Origin of the sequence: Paenibacillus sp. LS1, from assembly GCF_026013365.1 — a bacterium.
Lineage (GTDB): Bacteria > Bacillota > Bacilli > Paenibacillales > Paenibacillaceae > Paenibacillus.
The window spans coordinates 941,025-957,630 of the sequence record NZ_JAPDOE010000002.1 but is presented as its reverse complement, the minus strand read 5'-3'; the positions used below and the strand labels follow the sequence as shown (position 1 = coordinate 957,630).

11 protein-coding genes and 1 pseudogene are annotated in these 16,606 nt (G+C 36.1%); 7 read left to right on the top strand and 5 right to left on the bottom strand.

Annotated features, from left to right (window positions below; all coding sequences use genetic code 11):
- Positions 1-47 precede the first annotated feature (47 nt).
- From OM416_RS13630 to OM416_RS13615, 4 genes are all read left to right on the top strand, one after another.
- A complete protein-coding gene (locus tag OM416_RS13630) occupies positions 48-1,223 on the top strand; it encodes an AAA family ATPase (RefSeq protein WP_264930025.1) in 1,176 nt (391 codons plus the stop codon).
- On the top strand, positions 1,210-3,582 hold the full coding sequence (locus tag OM416_RS13625) for a S8 family peptidase (RefSeq protein ID WP_264930022.1): 2,373 nt from the start codon (positions 1,210-1,212) through the stop codon (positions 3,580-3,582). The genes OM416_RS13630 and OM416_RS13625 overlap by 14 nt, the downstream gene beginning before the upstream one ends.
- 163 nt (positions 3,583-3,745) lie before the next feature.
- Positions 3,746-5,473 carry an ATP-dependent nuclease gene (locus OM416_RS13620; RefSeq protein ID WP_264930020.1) on the top strand — a complete coding sequence of 576 codons (1,728 nt, stop codon included), beginning with the start codon at positions 3,746-3,748 and terminating at the stop codon, positions 5,471-5,473.
- A 53-nt stretch (positions 5,474-5,526) separates the two neighbouring features.
- On the top strand, positions 5,527-5,706 hold the full coding sequence (locus tag OM416_RS13615; RefSeq protein WP_264930018.1) for a hypothetical protein: 180 nt from the start codon (positions 5,527-5,529) through the stop codon (positions 5,704-5,706).
- A 79-nt stretch (positions 5,707-5,785) separates the two neighbouring features.
- Here OM416_RS13615 and OM416_RS13610 read toward each other — a convergent pair whose 3' ends face one another.
- Positions 5,786-6,130: a helix-turn-helix domain-containing protein gene (locus OM416_RS13610; RefSeq protein ID WP_264930016.1), complete on the bottom strand. Its 345-nt coding sequence runs from the start codon at positions 6,128-6,130 to the stop codon at positions 5,786-5,788.
- A gap of 135 nt (positions 6,131-6,265) precedes the next feature.
- On the opposite strand from OM416_RS13610, the gene OM416_RS13605 reads away from it, so the two are divergent.
- Positions 6,266-7,255 (top strand): DGQHR domain-containing protein, encoded by a 990-nt coding sequence (locus tag OM416_RS13605; RefSeq protein ID WP_264930014.1) that lies wholly within the window; start codon positions 6,266-6,268, stop codon positions 7,253-7,255.
- Positions 7,256-7,702: 447 nt separating this feature from the next.
- On the opposite strand, the gene OM416_RS13600 is transcribed toward OM416_RS13605, so the two are convergent.
- Genes OM416_RS13600 through OM416_RS13585 form a run of 4 tightly spaced genes read right to left on the bottom strand, consistent with a single transcriptional unit; the run spans position 7,703 to position 14,369 of the window.
- Positions 7,703-8,515 (bottom strand): cell division protein ZapB, encoded by an 813-nt coding sequence (locus tag OM416_RS13600; RefSeq protein ID WP_264930012.1) that lies wholly within the window; start codon positions 8,513-8,515, stop codon positions 7,703-7,705.
- The gene (locus OM416_RS13595) at positions 8,516-10,312 is read right to left on the bottom strand and encodes a hypothetical protein (protein ID WP_264930010.1); all 1,797 of its coding nucleotides are present in this window, start codon (positions 10,310-10,312) and stop codon (positions 8,516-8,518) included. It abuts the gene before it with no gap.
- Positions 10,309-13,086: a hypothetical protein gene (locus OM416_RS13590; protein ID WP_264930008.1), complete on the bottom strand. Its 2,778-nt coding sequence runs from the start codon at positions 13,084-13,086 to the stop codon at positions 10,309-10,311. The genes OM416_RS13595 and OM416_RS13590 overlap by 4 nt, the downstream gene beginning before the upstream one ends.
- Positions 13,086-14,369 carry a hypothetical protein gene (locus OM416_RS13585; RefSeq protein WP_264930006.1) on the bottom strand — a complete coding sequence of 428 codons (1,284 nt, stop codon included), beginning with the start codon at positions 14,367-14,369 and terminating at the stop codon, positions 13,086-13,088. Before OM416_RS13585 ends, OM416_RS13590 begins: the two co-directional genes overlap by 1 nt.
- 431 nt (positions 14,370-14,800) lie before the next feature.
- On the opposite strand from OM416_RS13585, the pseudogene OM416_RS13580 reads away from it, so the two are divergent.
- Both OM416_RS13580 and OM416_RS13575 read left to right on the top strand, forming a co-directional pair.
- Positions 14,801-15,478, top strand: a pseudogene (locus tag OM416_RS13580) (5'-3' exonuclease); the annotation flags it as partial.
- Positions 15,479-15,483: 5 nt separating this feature from the next.
- Complete coding sequence (locus tag OM416_RS13575) at positions 15,484-16,590, top strand: phosphodiester glycosidase family protein (protein ID WP_319951906.1); 1,107 nt, start codon at positions 15,484-15,486, stop codon at positions 16,588-16,590.
- Positions 16,591-16,606: the final 16 nt, after the last annotated feature.

The following is a 16,606-nucleotide window of genomic DNA, read 5'->3' as shown; positions in this document are numbered from 1 at the left end:
TTGTTGAATTGGTGGAGATATGAAATAATTGCGATGGAGGGGTTAAGTTGAAAAATTATGCGGAAGTCATAAAGATTATTGATGGAGGTTTAAAAAGTGATCCTAAAAAAGTACATGATTATGCTTTACTATTAGCAGAAAAACTTCGATCTTCAGGTGAAGAAACTAAAGCTGACCGTATTATAAAATTGGTACATAATCTACATTCTATTGAGGATATAAATACCATTTCTTCAAAAAGTACAAATACAAAAACGAAGCAAGTGCCATTTGATCAAGAATCTAAACTTGAAATTGCAGATTATTATGATCCACAACAACTCAATAGTATAACGCTCTATTTATCGTCTTTTAATGATCAACAAATTGATGAATTTATAAAGTCCTACGATTACTCAGATAAACTAGCAGCTCATGGTCTCGATATTGCAACTACTCTTTTGCTCTATGGTCCCCCAGGTTGTGGAAAAACTGAAACTGCGTTTATGATTGCCAAGAAATTATCGTTACCTATTATTGTTGCGCGTTTGGATACTCTAATATCATCTTATTTAGGAAACACTTCAAAGAATATCCGGCTTCTTTTTGAGTATGCAAGTCAAACACCGTGTATTTTATTTTTAGATGAATTTGATGCAGTTGCGAAATTACGAGATGATCACCATGAAATGGGTGAATTGAAAAGGGTAGTTAACTCTTTGCTTCAAAATATTGATCAACTTGGAGACAAGTGTATTTTAATTGGAGCAACTAATCATGAAAAATTGTTAGATCAAGCGATATGGAGACGTTTCTCGACTCGATTACACATAGACTTACCTACCAAAGACATCATAAAGGCAATCATTAAACAATATTTAAATGATTTTGAAGGAGAATTAGATGAAAAGCAGATAGATCTTCTTTCTGATCTATTTGTTGGACAATCTATTTCAGATATTGAACAAATTGTAAAAAGAGGATTTCGAAAATCAATTATCGAAGATAGAGAAGTACACTTAGCAGATATGGTAGATACCTTTTTCTCATTTGTTCGTCTAGACTTTGAATATTCGAATCAAGAAGATGCAAGAAGAATGAAGATTCGTTATCTGCTCAGCAAGCTGAAAAACCCAAGCAGACGTACTTTGGGTGAGTTGCTTCGATGTCACCATAACACAATCAGTAGCGATTTAGAAAAAATCAAAACGAATAAAGGAGATCAATCCGTTGGACAACCATAAATACCCGGCTAAATTCGTAAACTTTAGACCAAGCGACTTTCAAAAAGGAAAAGTCCCTAGTCCTGTTCCAGGTGTCGCAAAATGGGAGTACAATCATCGAAAGGCAATCATTCAGCACATCACGAATCTAAAACATCAATTACAAGAAATTTACGAAAGTTATGTTCCTGTGGTTAGAAAAACGCTAAAACATCACGATTCTTCGTATCCAATCGTGATCTACATGAAAAAGTTGGCCAAGTCTCATAGGCCCGATGGCATTCTTAAATGTTTGGACAGCGAAGTAATAGCTGTCCATGCACTGGGAAAGTTAGTGGTGGGAATGACGGAAGATTCTCTTGCAAAATTTATTCAACTTATCAATGATTTGATTCAGGAAATCCCGATTACACGTGATGAGTGGGTTACGCAAAAGCTGGACAAGTCTGGCACTTGGAGAGATGCTATTGTTCCGGGTAAGGAAAGAGATTTTGAATGGATACACGAGTTAACTTCGATCGATTATGTGAAAGAATATTCACCAAATGAAGTTTTAGAAGCGATGAGTAGTCATGATATGCAAGATTGTAAAACAGATGGTGAATTCAAAATTAGATTTTTTCAGTATGACAACGATACCGATCACATTGTTAGGAATCAATTTAATCAAATATTCAATTTGTATGAATCAGATATACGTCCATTATCCTATGCATCAGGTTTTTCATCGTATGTCGTACCGTTTGTTAACGAAGAAACAATCCACCAAATGGCTGCTTTTCCTGGCGTAGAGTCTATTACAAGCTTTACACGTTTTCGAGTGAATTCAAGTGCAATTGCTGAGAGTAGAACCTTTCTTGAAGCTATACAACCAGAGGTAGGAAAATCGTATCCCAAAGTGGCCATTGTGGATTCGGGTATTGGGAAAGATAATAATCATATATCGCCTTGGGTTGAAGAACGTGATATATATGTTCCCTTTAATCGACAAGATAATTACCATGGTGAATTTGTTGGAGGTCTATTATTATATGCACACCATGCTAATCCTACATTAAAAAATATCGTAGATACAGGTGTGAAAATTTTAGATGTCGTTGTTCTGCCAGCAGAGTCACTAGAATCTATTAGAGAAGACGAACTTATTGATGCACTTGATACAGCATTAGAGAAGTACGCTAAGGAATATAGAGTTTGGAATCTTTCACTAGGTAGTAGCAGATTATGTTCTGGTGTGATAAGTGAATTTACCGCATCTATAGATATACTACAAGATACATATAACGTTAATTTCGTAATTGCAGCGGGCAACTTTGTAGAACTAAGACAAGCTGGACCAGTTACTTCTGAGGATGAAAACGATCGGATTTGTTTACCTGCTGATTCAATTCGAGCAATAACTGTAGGATCAATTGCATTAAATCATGATGATACTAATTTGGTGAAACAAGGAGAAGCAGCCCCGTATTCGCGAAGAGGTCCAGGAATCGGACTCTCCATTAAACCGGATGTAGTTCATTACAGTGGAAACCCTCGGAATTTTCCGATCCAATCTATTAATTCAAATGGGGCGATTGTGGAGGACTATGGGACAAGTTTTTCTGCGCCACTCGTTTCAGCCATTATGGCGGAATACTATGAACAATATCCAGAACAGCTTTCTAAAACAATGGCCAAAGCTTTACTCATTCATGGAAGTAAGCATCCGCTAACAAACAAATGCATCGAACTTGCGAGTGATCATTATTACTACGGTTTTGGTTTGCCTTCAAGAATTCAAGATGTGTTGTATGGGAATGAACATGAAATCACCTTGGTTTTTGAGGGGAAATTGAACGCGAAGCAAAATAGAAATTGGGTACAAATATCGGATTTCCCATTTCCAGAGTCTTTAAAAGTAGGCGAAAATAAAATTAGGGGAGAGATTCTGGTTACGTTGGTATACGAGCCTCATGTAAACCCCCGATTAGGAAGTGAATACTGTAGAGGGAATGTAGACATCAGGTTGCGAACTTTATTCGAAGATGGAAAGTATGGAACCATTAGCAAAGGGAGCTCTGCTGGGGAAATCAATCAAGCAGAGAGATGGGAAAAAAGTCAGATGACGAAAGAATTGAAATGGTCTCCATCCAAACAGTTATCTTTTATAAGTCCTCAAGGGAAAAGAGGAAGTACCGATCTAAGATTAGATTTATTCCCAACGTGGAGAGATATAACGGACAAGCAACCTATTCCTTTTGCAATTATAGTGACTATACGTGATCCAAAGAAAAGTGCTCCGGTGTATACGGATGTATCCAGATCATTACTGAAAGCATTCCAGACGAATGACTTGAATTTACGGTATACGCCTACACGCATTACGAATAAAAGTCGATAAATAAAGAGATTCAAATAGCATAGTTCACTCGAATGTGTAGCCCTCTTTTTGGAGGGCTATACATATTTTTGATGTAGCAAGCGGTCTCCTTTGATCTTTCTCTTAGGCACTAAAAAGCATCATATCCATATGCAGTTCACTACGAAGAAAAGGGAGTCTATATATGACTATTCAGAAAGTAAAGATAAAACATTGGAGATCCATTGGAGGTGATCCAGGAGTTGAACTTGATTTAGGGAGAATTACTGTACTTTCAGGCGAGAATGATTCTGGAAAAACAGCAATATTATTGGGGTTATATGGTGCCATGAGGTCTCTCAACAGTAGTCATGATGAATTTTTAAAAGAGAACTTGCATCTTGCAGGTAGCAAACACCAAAAAAGTAATGGAGAAATCGCTAATCAGAGCTACTTTTCTTTTGTGACTACTTTATCGACTGAGTTAAAAGAACAAATAAAACGTGAATTTGATCAACACATATACTGGAAGAAAAAAGACCCGGTTTTACTAGAAGTCTTAATAACTCTATTTGAAGAGTATATAGAAATAGAATACGAAGTTTTCAATCATAAGCAAGATAATTTCTCTGGAGAAGTAGGCCAATTTATTTTTGATGCCTCCGTCGAAAATAGGTATAAACTTACATTAAGTCAATATGCTCTCAATGTTGATGAAGTTGGAGAATTGTCAGTTGTATCTAATATGTTGTCGTTTAGTTTAAGATCAAAAAAAGGACTAAAGCATAAAAGTTTCTTTATCTCACCTCATCGAAATTATAATCCGCAGGACCAAGGGGAGAAACCTTCAAAAGATACATCCTATTTAGAATATAATGTGTCTGAACTTGTGGGATTTATACAAAAGATTAGAACAGAGGAAATGATGCGAAAAGATAAATACAACAAGTTGCTGCATTATGTAAAAGTGTTGTTCCCTGAAGTTATTTCAATTTCTACCAATATACCGGAAGGGATGGACTATCATGATGTTTTTATCGAGTGGAACAAGAACGGAATAATAAAGAATCAACCTTTGACTCGTAGTGGATCTGGTGTGGTTAGTGCCGTATACTTAGCTGGACGTCTGTTGTCTGGCTCAAATCATCACACGGTAGGTTTCATTGATGAACCTGAAACTGGCATGCATCCTAAACTGCAAGTTCGATTTCTAAAACTACTAAGAGAACTCTCTGAAGACTTCGAAATTCAATGGATTGTATCAACGCATTCTCCATTTATTATGAAGAATCTAAAGGACAGGGATCGCTTGTATCTGATTCAACATGATGGATCGGAAACGACAGCTAGAGCGATTGAACCCCATGACAAATCAACGGTGTTTCAAGTTCTAGGCGCTTATTTGCCAGATACAATCTCATCAAAAGGATTCATTTTTGTTGAAGGGTCGACAGAAAGTACAATATTGCCTTTACTTTTAAAAAAATGTGGGATGGATGTAGATCAAGAAGGACTCGTGATTTTACCCATGGGTGGAGAAAATATATACAGTATAGCCCCGTCAGATCTGATCAAAATACATCCGAAAGCAATGGTTATCCTAGATAGCGATCTAGTCAAACCTTTAAATTCCGGTGGACACCTGACGAAGAAAAAATTGGAATACCAACAAGTGTGTTATCAACATGGAGTGGAATGTTATATTTCAACGGATTATCGTACAATTGAAAATATGTATCCTTTACGTGCTTTATCTAAATTCCTGAAGTTATCTGAAGGAGAAGTGAGTTATAACCCTTTCACAGATCTATCGCCCTGGATAACCAATAAAATTTCTTGTGCCAAAAGTATTGCAGAGGACATGACCGATGATGAAGCGCGTAACTTCCCTTTCATTCAAGCAATTATGCATTGGTGGAAAAAAGATCAATAGAAACGTGAACCTTCAGGTTCTCACTTTGAAAGAGGAATAAGGAGAAGACTGAATTGAATTTTGAAATTACGGATGACATGATGGACATAATTAGGGAATGGGATACATGCACCGCTGTTGATGTAACGGGTGCTAAGTTTGAATATATTTTTATTCCCACAGGACTGGGTCTTGTGACTCAAGTCAAATGTGATGTATGTAAAAGAACATTGAATTTGTCGGATGTACTTTAATATTTAAAAATATCAACACAGCATTGTTTGAATTGTTTCTTTCGATCTTCAACAAGTGCTGTGTTGTGATATAAAATATTTACAATTCTTGCAGTAGGAGGGCATCTTTAATTAAACGATGAATAACCTCAAGTTCTTTATTAGATAAAGATAATAGTGTGGTATCGATTTTATCCATAATATCGGCTTTGAGCTTATTTTTTACATCGTGCTTCTCATCCTCTAGCAATTGCGATGGGGTGATGTGAAGTGAAATTGCGATTTTATCCAACGTCTCTATCGTAATATTGACTTCCCCGCGTTCAATTCTCCCTAAGTAAGACTGATCTATGCGAAGTTGTTCTCCTAATTCTTCTTGAGTTAATTTTCTAGCTTTTCGATATAATCGGATTTTTTTCCCTACTCTTAAATATATATTGGACATTCATGCCACCTCTATTTAAGATTAGGGAACTTATGACCTGGAATGAAGAATAATTAACTACTTAATTCCAATTGATAATAGGTTATATATATCCTAAAATAGAAATAGCATATTCCAATAAGGAGAATAACATCTATGATGCAACAACACGTAATTGAAAATGTGCTTCAGTCTAAAATGCGAGGTAAGGTTATCTATCTAGGTAATGTAACTGCTACATCAGTATTACAACTTACCTATGTAAAACCTTTTGATCATCCTTCTGGAAAGGGATATCAACGACCTGTCGATAGTAAAAGATGCAATGACTTTGCTTTGTATCTCTCGAAGGGAGAAGATGCGCTCTTTGCTCCGATCATGTTAAATGCCGAATCTCATTGGGAGTTCAACGCATATGACAAAGCTAGACCACATTTAGGTCGATTAATTTGCAAAGGTAAGGCATCAATAATGGATGGTCAGCATAGAGTGGGTGGAATAAAGCGATATACACAGGATACGAACTCAGAAATCAATGTTCCATTTCTTGCTTACCACTATCTAGATGAAGACGAAGAGATCCATTTGTTTGACATTATTAATACTATGGCCAAAGGAATAGGAACCTCGCTAAGTAAGTATCTACATCGTAACACAGATGATTTTAGCTGGATTGCAACGCAACTGATAACCCGTGGAGACAGCCCCTTCCACTTTATAGGGACACTGACTGGGAAGAGAAGCTCTGGCCGTCATGTTACTCTTCAAAATTTGTATAAAGTTATTGAACTACTCACAAAGTCAGAAGCTGTAATGCATCTGAATAAAGAAACCAAGCTAACATGGAGTCTGATGTATTTTAACGCCATTAAAGAACAATTTAATACCGAATGGCTTAGCTATAAAGAATATCGTTTAACACATATCGTTTGTCTCAATGCCTTAGCGATTGTAGGTGCGGAGATTCTGAAGGAGGCCACAAGCCGACAAAGGGGAAATATGGGCTATGCCTTTATCGAGAAGAGTGTTAGAAGAATGAAAAATACTGAGTGGTCCGCAGAAGGACCACTCAAGTATCTTAAAGGGGTTAGTGGTTCTCGAATGCTTGCTCAAGATTTAATTTCCGAAATCATCCCTACGAAATGAAACAGCTTGGAAGTGAGATGATGGATCTTATACGATTGAAATTAATCGAACCTAAATTAATGTATAATAACTAATATTTCCAATAAATTAGAGGTGAGTTACGAAATGATATTTCTCCAATTAATTCCAAGGGGGTAAAACAAAAAGTCTCTTAAAAGTTGTGGCCATATCCCAGTAATTCACTTACTGGGATATGGCCACTTTGCTTCTATTGAAGTATCCTTGTAGATTGTTACTGCTTCATTCTAATATATTAAATCAGGTTTTTGTAGAAAGAATCGATAGGTTGGCGTATTTTTAATAATCTAATAGCGACAGTCCGATTGGTTGCAACAATAGAACAATTAAAGAGTTTGAATGGTAGTAGTCGTTATGGGATTATTCGCACGGTTCTTTTAGTTTGAATGCTATTAACTCTCGAACTTATATGATTGAGTTAAAATTAATTTAATCTGATTCAAAGTTATAAACGTCGTGGTATTTTACTACCTTTGCCTCTCTCTTTTCAAGGAATTCTTTTAAGGATGATGTATTTGTTATATCTTGATCAATTGTGTTTCTGTTATTTTCGTATTTTTGATAAAATATATTTGGATTTCCTGAAAATGCTTTTTTTAAAGTTTCATCTACAAGTTTCATTTTACCAATACCTGTATTCATCTGATTTTTAAGTGGAATATCACTCAAGGCACTCAATTCAAAAAAAATGTAAAGAGAGTCTTGTAATGCTTTATTTTGTACTTTTAAATTTCTTTTGTCTTCTTTTAGCGAAGCTATTACTGTTTCGAGTTCACTAATTTTCCCCTCTAATTTGTCAATTAAATCAAGATTCGATTTCAATTGTTGCTCCAAGGGTTTTAATTGGAGTTTTAATTGAGGTAGGTTTGATATATTATCATCAACTAAAAAGTCAGTATTGGGTATTACGGTTTGACGATTGCGTGGTTTACTTGCTGTTTTGGATAATAGATCGTTTGTCTCATCAATTATTTGTCTACCTTGATATTGTGGTTTCCGCCAAAAATCATCGCTGAGTTTAATATATTTATATATTTTTTCAGAGAGATTTCCTGTAGAGCTATCAAGGAGCTGGAAATACATTTTATCAGTAAAAATATAATGTTTATTCTTATACAATTCAAAAGCGAAATCACGGATACTACTATACTGAATTTCACCATCAATCTTATTTTGGTGTAGGTATAAGGAGATGATTTCTTGAATTGCTTCTTTGTTATATACTCTTGTTTTATTAGCCATTTATATCTCCAAACTTCTTTCTGTGTTATAAATCAATGAAGCACGTTTGTGGATTTCATCCCCAATTTTCTTTTGAGTTGAAAGGATTTTCTCAGAAATCTCCGGATTGAGTTCTTCTTCAAATACAAATCTATTTAGATCCTTTAAGAAAGAGAATAAACCAGTAAGGGTATGATCACTTTCAGATATAAAAGCTTTTAATTTTTGTGAATGATTGTTTATATCATCAATACTAAGTCTCCAGTAATCGCAATGATAACAGTGCGTTCTACACTGTTGGTTCGGATCAGTACAGAAACCAAACTTAAGTTCTTTCCTTACTGTTGTAACTGGGGGGCGCAGTATGAATTTTTTCTTCAATGCTGAGTCAAAGCGTGTTGACAATATAAAGCTATCGTTCATATCTACATCACTAGTTTTTATCTGTGAAATTTTCATTCCTAGCTTGAAATGTTGTATCAGTTTGCGCGTTTCAATTTCAATCCAGTATTCTTGATGGTACTGATAATTGGCTTGAGTCTCAAGAAGTAAATGTCCTCCAAATCGAGCTATCTCAGGCTTACTCCAGCCTTGACTTAGCATGTTAATGAATGCAATATGTCGAGTATCAATCACTCTAACCCGTATAAGGTCTGAATCTTTTTCAAAGTGACCTTGTAGCAGTGGTTTTTTTCCAACTGGTGGGAGATTAGTGGAGCTGAACCCATACTGCTTATGAATTATATTATTATAAAATCTTAGAAGTAATACACTAAGATCAGGAGTAAGGAAAGAATCATTTAATCGTTTTCTCGCTATAAATTTACGATCAATGGAAGGTAAAGTTGATTCATATACTTCTCTGGAAATTAAAGTAGTTCTATTCGTATGGTTGAACTTGCTTATTAAATCTTTATATTCTTGAATTAATTTCTCTATTGAAGTAGGTATTAAGATTTTATCAATTAATTGTTTGCCTCTTAAGTTTCTGTTTCGAATGCTATCTCCTTTAAGTCTTGGAAGTTTAAGATAGACTTTATTATCTTCATAAACAAGACAATCAGGAGAAATTGCACAAAATTCAAACGGTCTTAATGGAATAATTGTAGTTATTCTCCACCAAAATAGTAATGGAAAGTAATGTAGGTACTCTTTCTGTTGAACCTCTGTTACCTTGAAATAATCTTCTAAGATACTTGAAAATGTAATAATATCTTTTCCGCTTGGAATAACTCTAGATTTGCTTTTTGGTTTCAAATTATTCAATACTTTGTGTAGTGATTTCGTATATTGTTCAGCCGTAGGGATATAGGGATTAAAAGATAGAAAATTGAGCACAGAAGATATGATTTGATGCTTTGGTCCATCTGCCAGTGTTAAATCATTAAGATACTCAGTATATGATTCAATTTGACTACTAAGAAAAATTTGAGTGCGGATTATAGAATCTTTAACATGGGAAAAGTAAGTCTGTACAGTGGAAGCTCTAAGATTATCTTTAATAAGACGATCAAGAACCCAACATTTAAGCGTGATTTTTAATTCCTCTTTTGTTATAGATTTATTAAAAACTATTTCGGAAGAAAAGGAGAAATCAATATCTTCTAAACAACCTTGAATAGGGTTATACAAGCTCCAGTAGTCATCGTAGAAGTCTATTAATTTATGCAATTTATTTTCTTGAGAAAAACGATTATTTAATTGATCTATCAGCAATATAGCTCCCTTGATTGAATCCTGGTGATTAAATACATCTGATGTTTCAAATTCAATATTAATATCTAAAGTTTGGACAGCAGCAAGTTTAGTTAAATTCATATGTTCACCTCATTAGTTTTTATTGTTTGATAAGCATAAAGATACCCGATCTCTTGTAGTTGTTTATTTAAGCCTGTAGCGAACATTGCGACTTCTTCTTTTCCATATTTAACTTGCGTGTAGACCAGTAACTCCAAATCAAGTTGGAGCCAATTTGCCATACGTGTTAATTCTGCTTCAGGTAATTGTTCGGACATTGAGATCTTAATTGATTGTATTTTTTTAAATATACGTTCAATTAAAGAAGAAATAGCATAGAAATGAGGAATCGAAAGCGGACATTCACCACAATTTCTTCCTGGGAATTTACATAGAGACTCAGAAACGAGGCACTGATAGTGTTCTTCTTTACCTGGTAATTGGCGAGTTAAGATTTTCTGATACATTGATTGGAGTTCGTCATGAGACATTTCTTTAATTATTTTCTCTACAATATCCTTATATTCTGTATTCTCTTCTATAAAACCCCTTGATGCTTGTATATTAAAATCATGTATATTATTCAAGAAGCTAGCCATTTCTTCTAATTTGTAAATGTCTCCGACTTTCTCTTTTATCTCTCTAATACGAATTGTCTGAAGAGATTCTGAATGTGGTTGTCCAAATAACAGCTTTGAAATAACATCAGGAACATGACCAAACATATCTCTGTCAAATAACTGTAATGCTATTATGTCCATACGTTCTTGAGGAATTTGATTATAAATATCAGTAGATTCTATATCTACGTGACTTCGGAGAATTCTGAGATATTCTGTATCGTTGGTGGCACCATAGAATGCTTGGACACATTGAACTAAACTGATCACAGTTCTGTTCATTGCTCTATTAGAAAAAGAAAAAGAGTCTTTATCACAATAATTTTGAAAAAAAGAAATTAAAGATTTGTGTTTGAGCATTTTTCCATTTTTATTACAAATACCGGATATGATCGTCTGGGAGTGTTCGTTGCATATTGCGGTTCTTAATTCACATATTGCTACAGCCGTAGCTAAAGGACGCTCAACTTCGGAGGCACAAAAGAAGTTTCTGTCCATGTGAGTTTTTGAAACAATCATAGAAGAACATTTCAATCGGAAAATAATCTTTTTGACGTCCCCATCGCTCAATTCATTATCAAGGAGCCACTGTAAACTCTTAATTTCAGTACCCTCCAAACTGATTCTCGGTATATTCTGACAATCGCTATGTCTCCATGCATTATTTAGATGTATCAGCATATAAAGCCAAATTGAATCGTAACCATGATATTGTTTTGTATTACTCTTCTCGATAAGTTTGACTGCTGCTGTAGTCGCTAATCTTTTGTGAATATTCAGATTCGTAACATATTTAAAGAAAGATTCATACTCGAAAAAGTTGTAAATTTTCTTTTCTCTTTTTTTACGATGAAGTTTACGTGGATTTATTAAAGCTTCAGGTTTGAAAGGACTTTTTGATTGCTTTAACATTAAAACTTTATGAACGAAGAGGAGGAATTGATAGATTTCTTCACGTGCTCTTCTCCCAATTCGATTATTATTCAGTAGAATCAAGTTCAATTCCTTAGCAGAAAATTTAAAGATTTCTTTATCTAATAGATGTGTTAGTGCCTCTGCAACACGGACTAAGCACCATATTTCACCTATAACATTGTATGCCCGGCCTTGCCGGGAGCGGAGAAACTCAGCTGCATATTCGTTCCATAGTACTTGAGTAACGATACATTGACTAGTGAACGTTATTTTCTTGATTTCCAATCGCCGAGTATACTCACTAAAGGGATCAGTATGAATCGCTTCAGATTGTATTGCACTTTTAGCAGAAAAGAATTCGTGATATTTTCGTACATCATCTTTCAAGTATAAATACTTGCCTAGAGCGAACTGATCGTTTTCTTTTTTGAATATAGTAGAAAGAAGCACAGGCAAATCAATTTTTCTGATTTTCTTTGTAGTAGGCAAGTTGTTAGAATTAAGATTAGGAAACTCCAGTAAAATTTGAGGCAAAGTCATATAATCTTCACTTAAACGATGGTACTCACGTTTCTGTAATGTTATCAAGTTCTGGACTAGCTCTATATCAAAAAATAAGGCGCGACCAATATTTTTGGCAGGAACGAGGGTCTTTTCCTGAAGTAATTTATCAAAGTATGTTTCTGATAATTTTAGAATGAGCCTGGTATCTTTGAATGACATATATCTATTTTTGTCGTACTGTGGTCCAGATATTTTTACTTTAAAAGTTTTGAGTGTTCTTAGGAGGAGGCTTTTTTTAAGGAATTTAGCCCTTCTATTTTTTTTGCTAAAACAAAAGATTTGTAGAGTTGGTCTTCTTTCTAACCAGCTTGAAAAACCAGAATTATCTTTTTGTCCAACTAAATATTGTGCCTGGGGAATAGTTATATAATGTTGTTGTAAATTATTCCAATCATCTTGTTTAAAGAAAAAGCGTTGGGTTGATATCCCATAATAATTTTCCTGTAGTTCATGTATTTTGAAAAAATCATTTTCTTGAGTAAAAAGCTTGTTCAACTCTTTATTATTTTTAAGATATTTATAAAATGACAGATCGGAAAGACCCAATGATTTGAAGACATCTTTACATAGAATATATGTACTTTCAAAACCAGCTTTTTCCTCAATAAAAGCTTCTACCGACTTTTCTGATAAATAGGTATAAAAGGGCCGCTCAGTTGAGCGAGAGACCACTTCAATTTTTCCTAATTCAATCAAGCGATTAGCCTTGCTTTTTTCTATTCCATGTCTTCTATATAGTTCGTTAAGTGAAATCATTACGCATTATCCCTCATTTTATTGTTTTCTATAAACCCTTTTCTAGTTTCAACATTGACTACAGCCTGAGCAAGTTGTCCCAGAGCACGTTCCATTTTTTGTCTGCCAGTTAATTGATCTAAATATGCCGCAACAGTTGTATCACTTGAATCACCACGAGCGTTAGCTGTTTCTCGAATACTCATGTTAAGGTCATCCAAACAGATGTTTGTAAAGACACCTCTCAATGTATGTGTGTTAAAGGGTTTCGAAGTCAAATAAGTATAATCGTCATAACGATCCTGATCTAGTAAAACCTTCAAATATTTGTGCACTATTTTCTTGAACTTTTGCTCGTAGCTCTTACCAGTTAACGCTCTCCCTGAGCAATTGATAAATAATGCATCTTTCACGGGTGGTCTTATTTTTTTTGTATATTCGTTTAACCAAGCCATGTGGTCTATATAAAGTTTGATTAAATACTCACTTGGCAACAAATCTTGCACCCTTTCTTTTTTGACTTGTTCTTTAGTTGTATTTTTCTTGTGTGAAAATAAATGATCTTGCCGATCTTGAACATGTACAACAAGTGATTTACCAATTTTCATCACACTACTAGTTGTTAAATTAACAACTTCGCCTCTTCGTAAACCACCGAATACTTGTATGGCTAAACCTAGAGCAATAGTTTTGCCGACTTTAGTGCTACATGCAGTATCGAGTAACTCAACTATTATCTGTTGTCTATTTTCGCCAAAATCTCGCAGATCTTTTCTTACAGGCTCTCTTTGTGAATTACTTCTTCTCCTTGTAAAAGGAGAAGCATTTACTAACTGTCCCTTTTCGTTTCGATAAGTAGGAATAATTAGATTATGAGAAATAACTTTTCTTTTCTGAAAGAAGCTATAGAAAAGAGTAAGAATGTATTCCTTTCTGTCAACTGTAGATCTTTTAACCCGTCTACCGCGGTTGTTAACTTGTTCATCTTGATAATCCAAGAATCTTGAACCATGAATAAAATTAAGTCCATATATTCCTTGATCAATCAGTTTAGAAAAGTCAGAATCACCTGAGATAGTCTTTTCCCGAACATAATTTAGAAATTGACACACTAAACTAGCGATCTGCCTCTCACGTTCTAAGGACATCGTCTTACTTCGATACTCTTGTAAAAAGTCAGTAACAGGATGGGGGATTTCTACACCAGTAGTATCAATTGTTGCAATGGTATACACTCTTGAATCAACTAAATGCGTTTCTCTATAAATGAAACGGCCTGCTTTGTATGAAGATAGACTCAGCATTCTTTATCTCCCTTTATTAGAATATAGATTGTATAGTTACTGTGAAAAATACATTTAAAATAAAAAACGCATGAGGAAAAAAGACGATCTCATTTAAGAGATACGTTCTAATTTTCTTCATGCGTCGCTTGACCTGAAGTTGTACTGCTAAAGCCTTCCACCTTATAAAAAGACCGTAGCTACTTCTATATGAACTTGAAAAAATTATATCTAGAGTCTTACCAAACAAATTAAGTATCTATCCTCAAAATTAGTAATACGCAACAAAGAGAATAGATTCTTTATTTTATTATATATAATATACCTGCGTTTTCAATACTTTAGTCATTATATTTTCCCAAGACAAGTAATAGTGGGATAAATATATTTAATATTTTCCTTGATGCAGATAGTTATTTTCGATAAAGTATCTTAATGGGGTGAATATTCCCTATACAGGGGTACATAACGCAGCTTACAAAGGCAACCGGGCTGAAGCTCCGGATGACCTGATTCCCCAGTTTGCCCTGATCCGTGAAGTGATGGACAGCCTGGGTATTCCGAATATAGGTGCGCAAGGATTCGAAGCCGACGATTGCATCGGGACGCTTGCTAAGTATTACACCGAAGAGACAGATATGAATGTTATGGTACTGACGGGTGACCACGACATGCTGCAACTGATTAATGACCGCACAAGTATCATTATTATGAAAAAAGGCCATGGCAATTACATGGTGTACAACCCTGAAACGCTCATGGCAGAGAAACAACTGACACCACGTCAAGTGATTGACATGAAGGGTCTGATGGGAGACGCCAGCGACAATTATCCCGGAGTACGGGGAATTGGAGAGAAAACAGCGTTGAAGCTTGTGCAGGAATACGGCTCTATTGAAGGGATTTTGAGCAACATGGATAAGCTGACCCCTTCGGTGCGTAACAAGATTGAGAATGATCTGGACATGCTTCATCTGTCCCGCAAACTGGCAGAGATTCATTGTGCTGTTCCGGTTGCCTGTGCGCTGGATATCTGTGAATTGCGTCTTGATCCGGATATGGTGATGGACAAGTTTGAACAACTTGAGATGAAGAGCCTTGGCTCTTGGATGGGAGTGGCAATAGGGTGAGCAACATGAAGAACGTACGAACAGGTAAAAAGTGGTGGACAGGGGCTATGGCCCTCGTCCTGGCCTTGCCCGTAATTCTTTCGGGAGCAGTAAGTGCGCCACAGACAGCGGATGCCAAAGCAGCAATTAGCACCAAAGTACAGAAAGTAAAAGCAGCAGGACGCAATTTTACCGTACAGACGGTTACGATTCCGAAGGGAACACCGGTTACGGTGGGACTCGCGAAGAAGCAAGTGGGCCAGACGGCAACACTGCCATCGATTGTGAAAGCCTATGGGGCGCAAGCAGCAATAAACGGAGCATTTTTTGAAGCATATAACGGAGCACCAGATCCATACGGCATGTTAATAGCAAATGGTAAGGTCATACATATTGGTAGATATGGAACATCCATCGGATTTAAGGAAGACGGCTCGGCGATCATGGATTCACTTCAGGTGAGCCTGACAGGTAAAGTGACAGATACGAAAGGCAAATCACGCAGTTGGTATGCAACCTTTATTAATCGAACACCTTCAGCGAACGCGAGCATTACGATGCTGTATACACCTGAAAGAGGTGCTACAGTCGGGTTCAAAGGTGGCACTGCGGTTGTCATGGAAAATGGTGTCGTGACCAAAAAAGTACCCAATACGAATGTAGCGATTCCTAAGAATGGCTCGGTATTGGTCTTCACAGGTAATCAGAAGTCTTCTTCGGACCGTTTCACCGTTGGTTCAACCGTAGAAATGAATTATAAGTATACGAACGCAGCAGGCAAAGAGATCCCTTGGCAAGATGTAGTGACTGCTGTTGGAGCAGGACCGCGTCTGGTAAAAGACGGTAAGGTAGCTGTTAATCCGACGAGCGAAGGTTTCAAGGATACCAAGATTCTTACTGCATCTGGTGCCAGAAGTGGTATCGCCATCATGGCGGATGGTTCTGTCATGCTGGCTACCGTTTCCGGAGCGACAGTCAAGGAGTGGGCAGCGGTGATGCAGAAGCTTGGTGCCAAACAGGCCATGAATCTGGATGGCGGTGCATCCTCGGGCATGTATGCCGGGGGCAAAATGCTGACTTCTCCAGGCCGGCTCTTGAGTAATACACTGGTATTTGGTGGATCTGTGCGTTAAAAGAAAGTGATTATGG

Coding starts and splice junctions, on each gene's coding strand:
- OM416_RS13620 (WP_264930020.1), top strand. CDS start 3,746: ATGACTATTCAGAAAGTAAAGATAAAACATTGGAGATCCATTGGAGGT.
- OM416_RS13610 (WP_264930016.1), bottom strand. CDS start 6,130: ATGTCCAATATATATTTAAGAGTAGGGAAAAAAATCCGATTATATCGA.
- OM416_RS13605 (WP_264930014.1), top strand. CDS start 6,266: ATGATGCAACAACACGTAATTGAAAATGTGCTTCAGTCTAAAATGCGA.
- OM416_RS13600 (WP_264930012.1), bottom strand. CDS start 8,515: ATGGCTAATAAAACAAGAGTATATAACAAAGAAGCAATTCAAGAAATC.
- OM416_RS13595 (WP_264930010.1), bottom strand. CDS start 10,312: ATGAATTTAACTAAACTTGCTGCTGTCCAAACTTTAGATATTAATATT.
- OM416_RS13590 (WP_264930008.1), bottom strand. CDS start 13,086: ATGATTTCACTTAACGAACTATATAGAAGACATGGAATAGAAAAAAGC.
- OM416_RS13585 (WP_264930006.1), bottom strand. CDS start 14,369: ATGCTGAGTCTATCTTCATACAAAGCAGGCCGTTTCATTTATAGAGAA.
- OM416_RS13575 (WP_319951906.1), top strand. CDS start 15,484: ATGAAGAACGTACGAACAGGTAAAAAGTGGTGGACAGGGGCTATGGCC.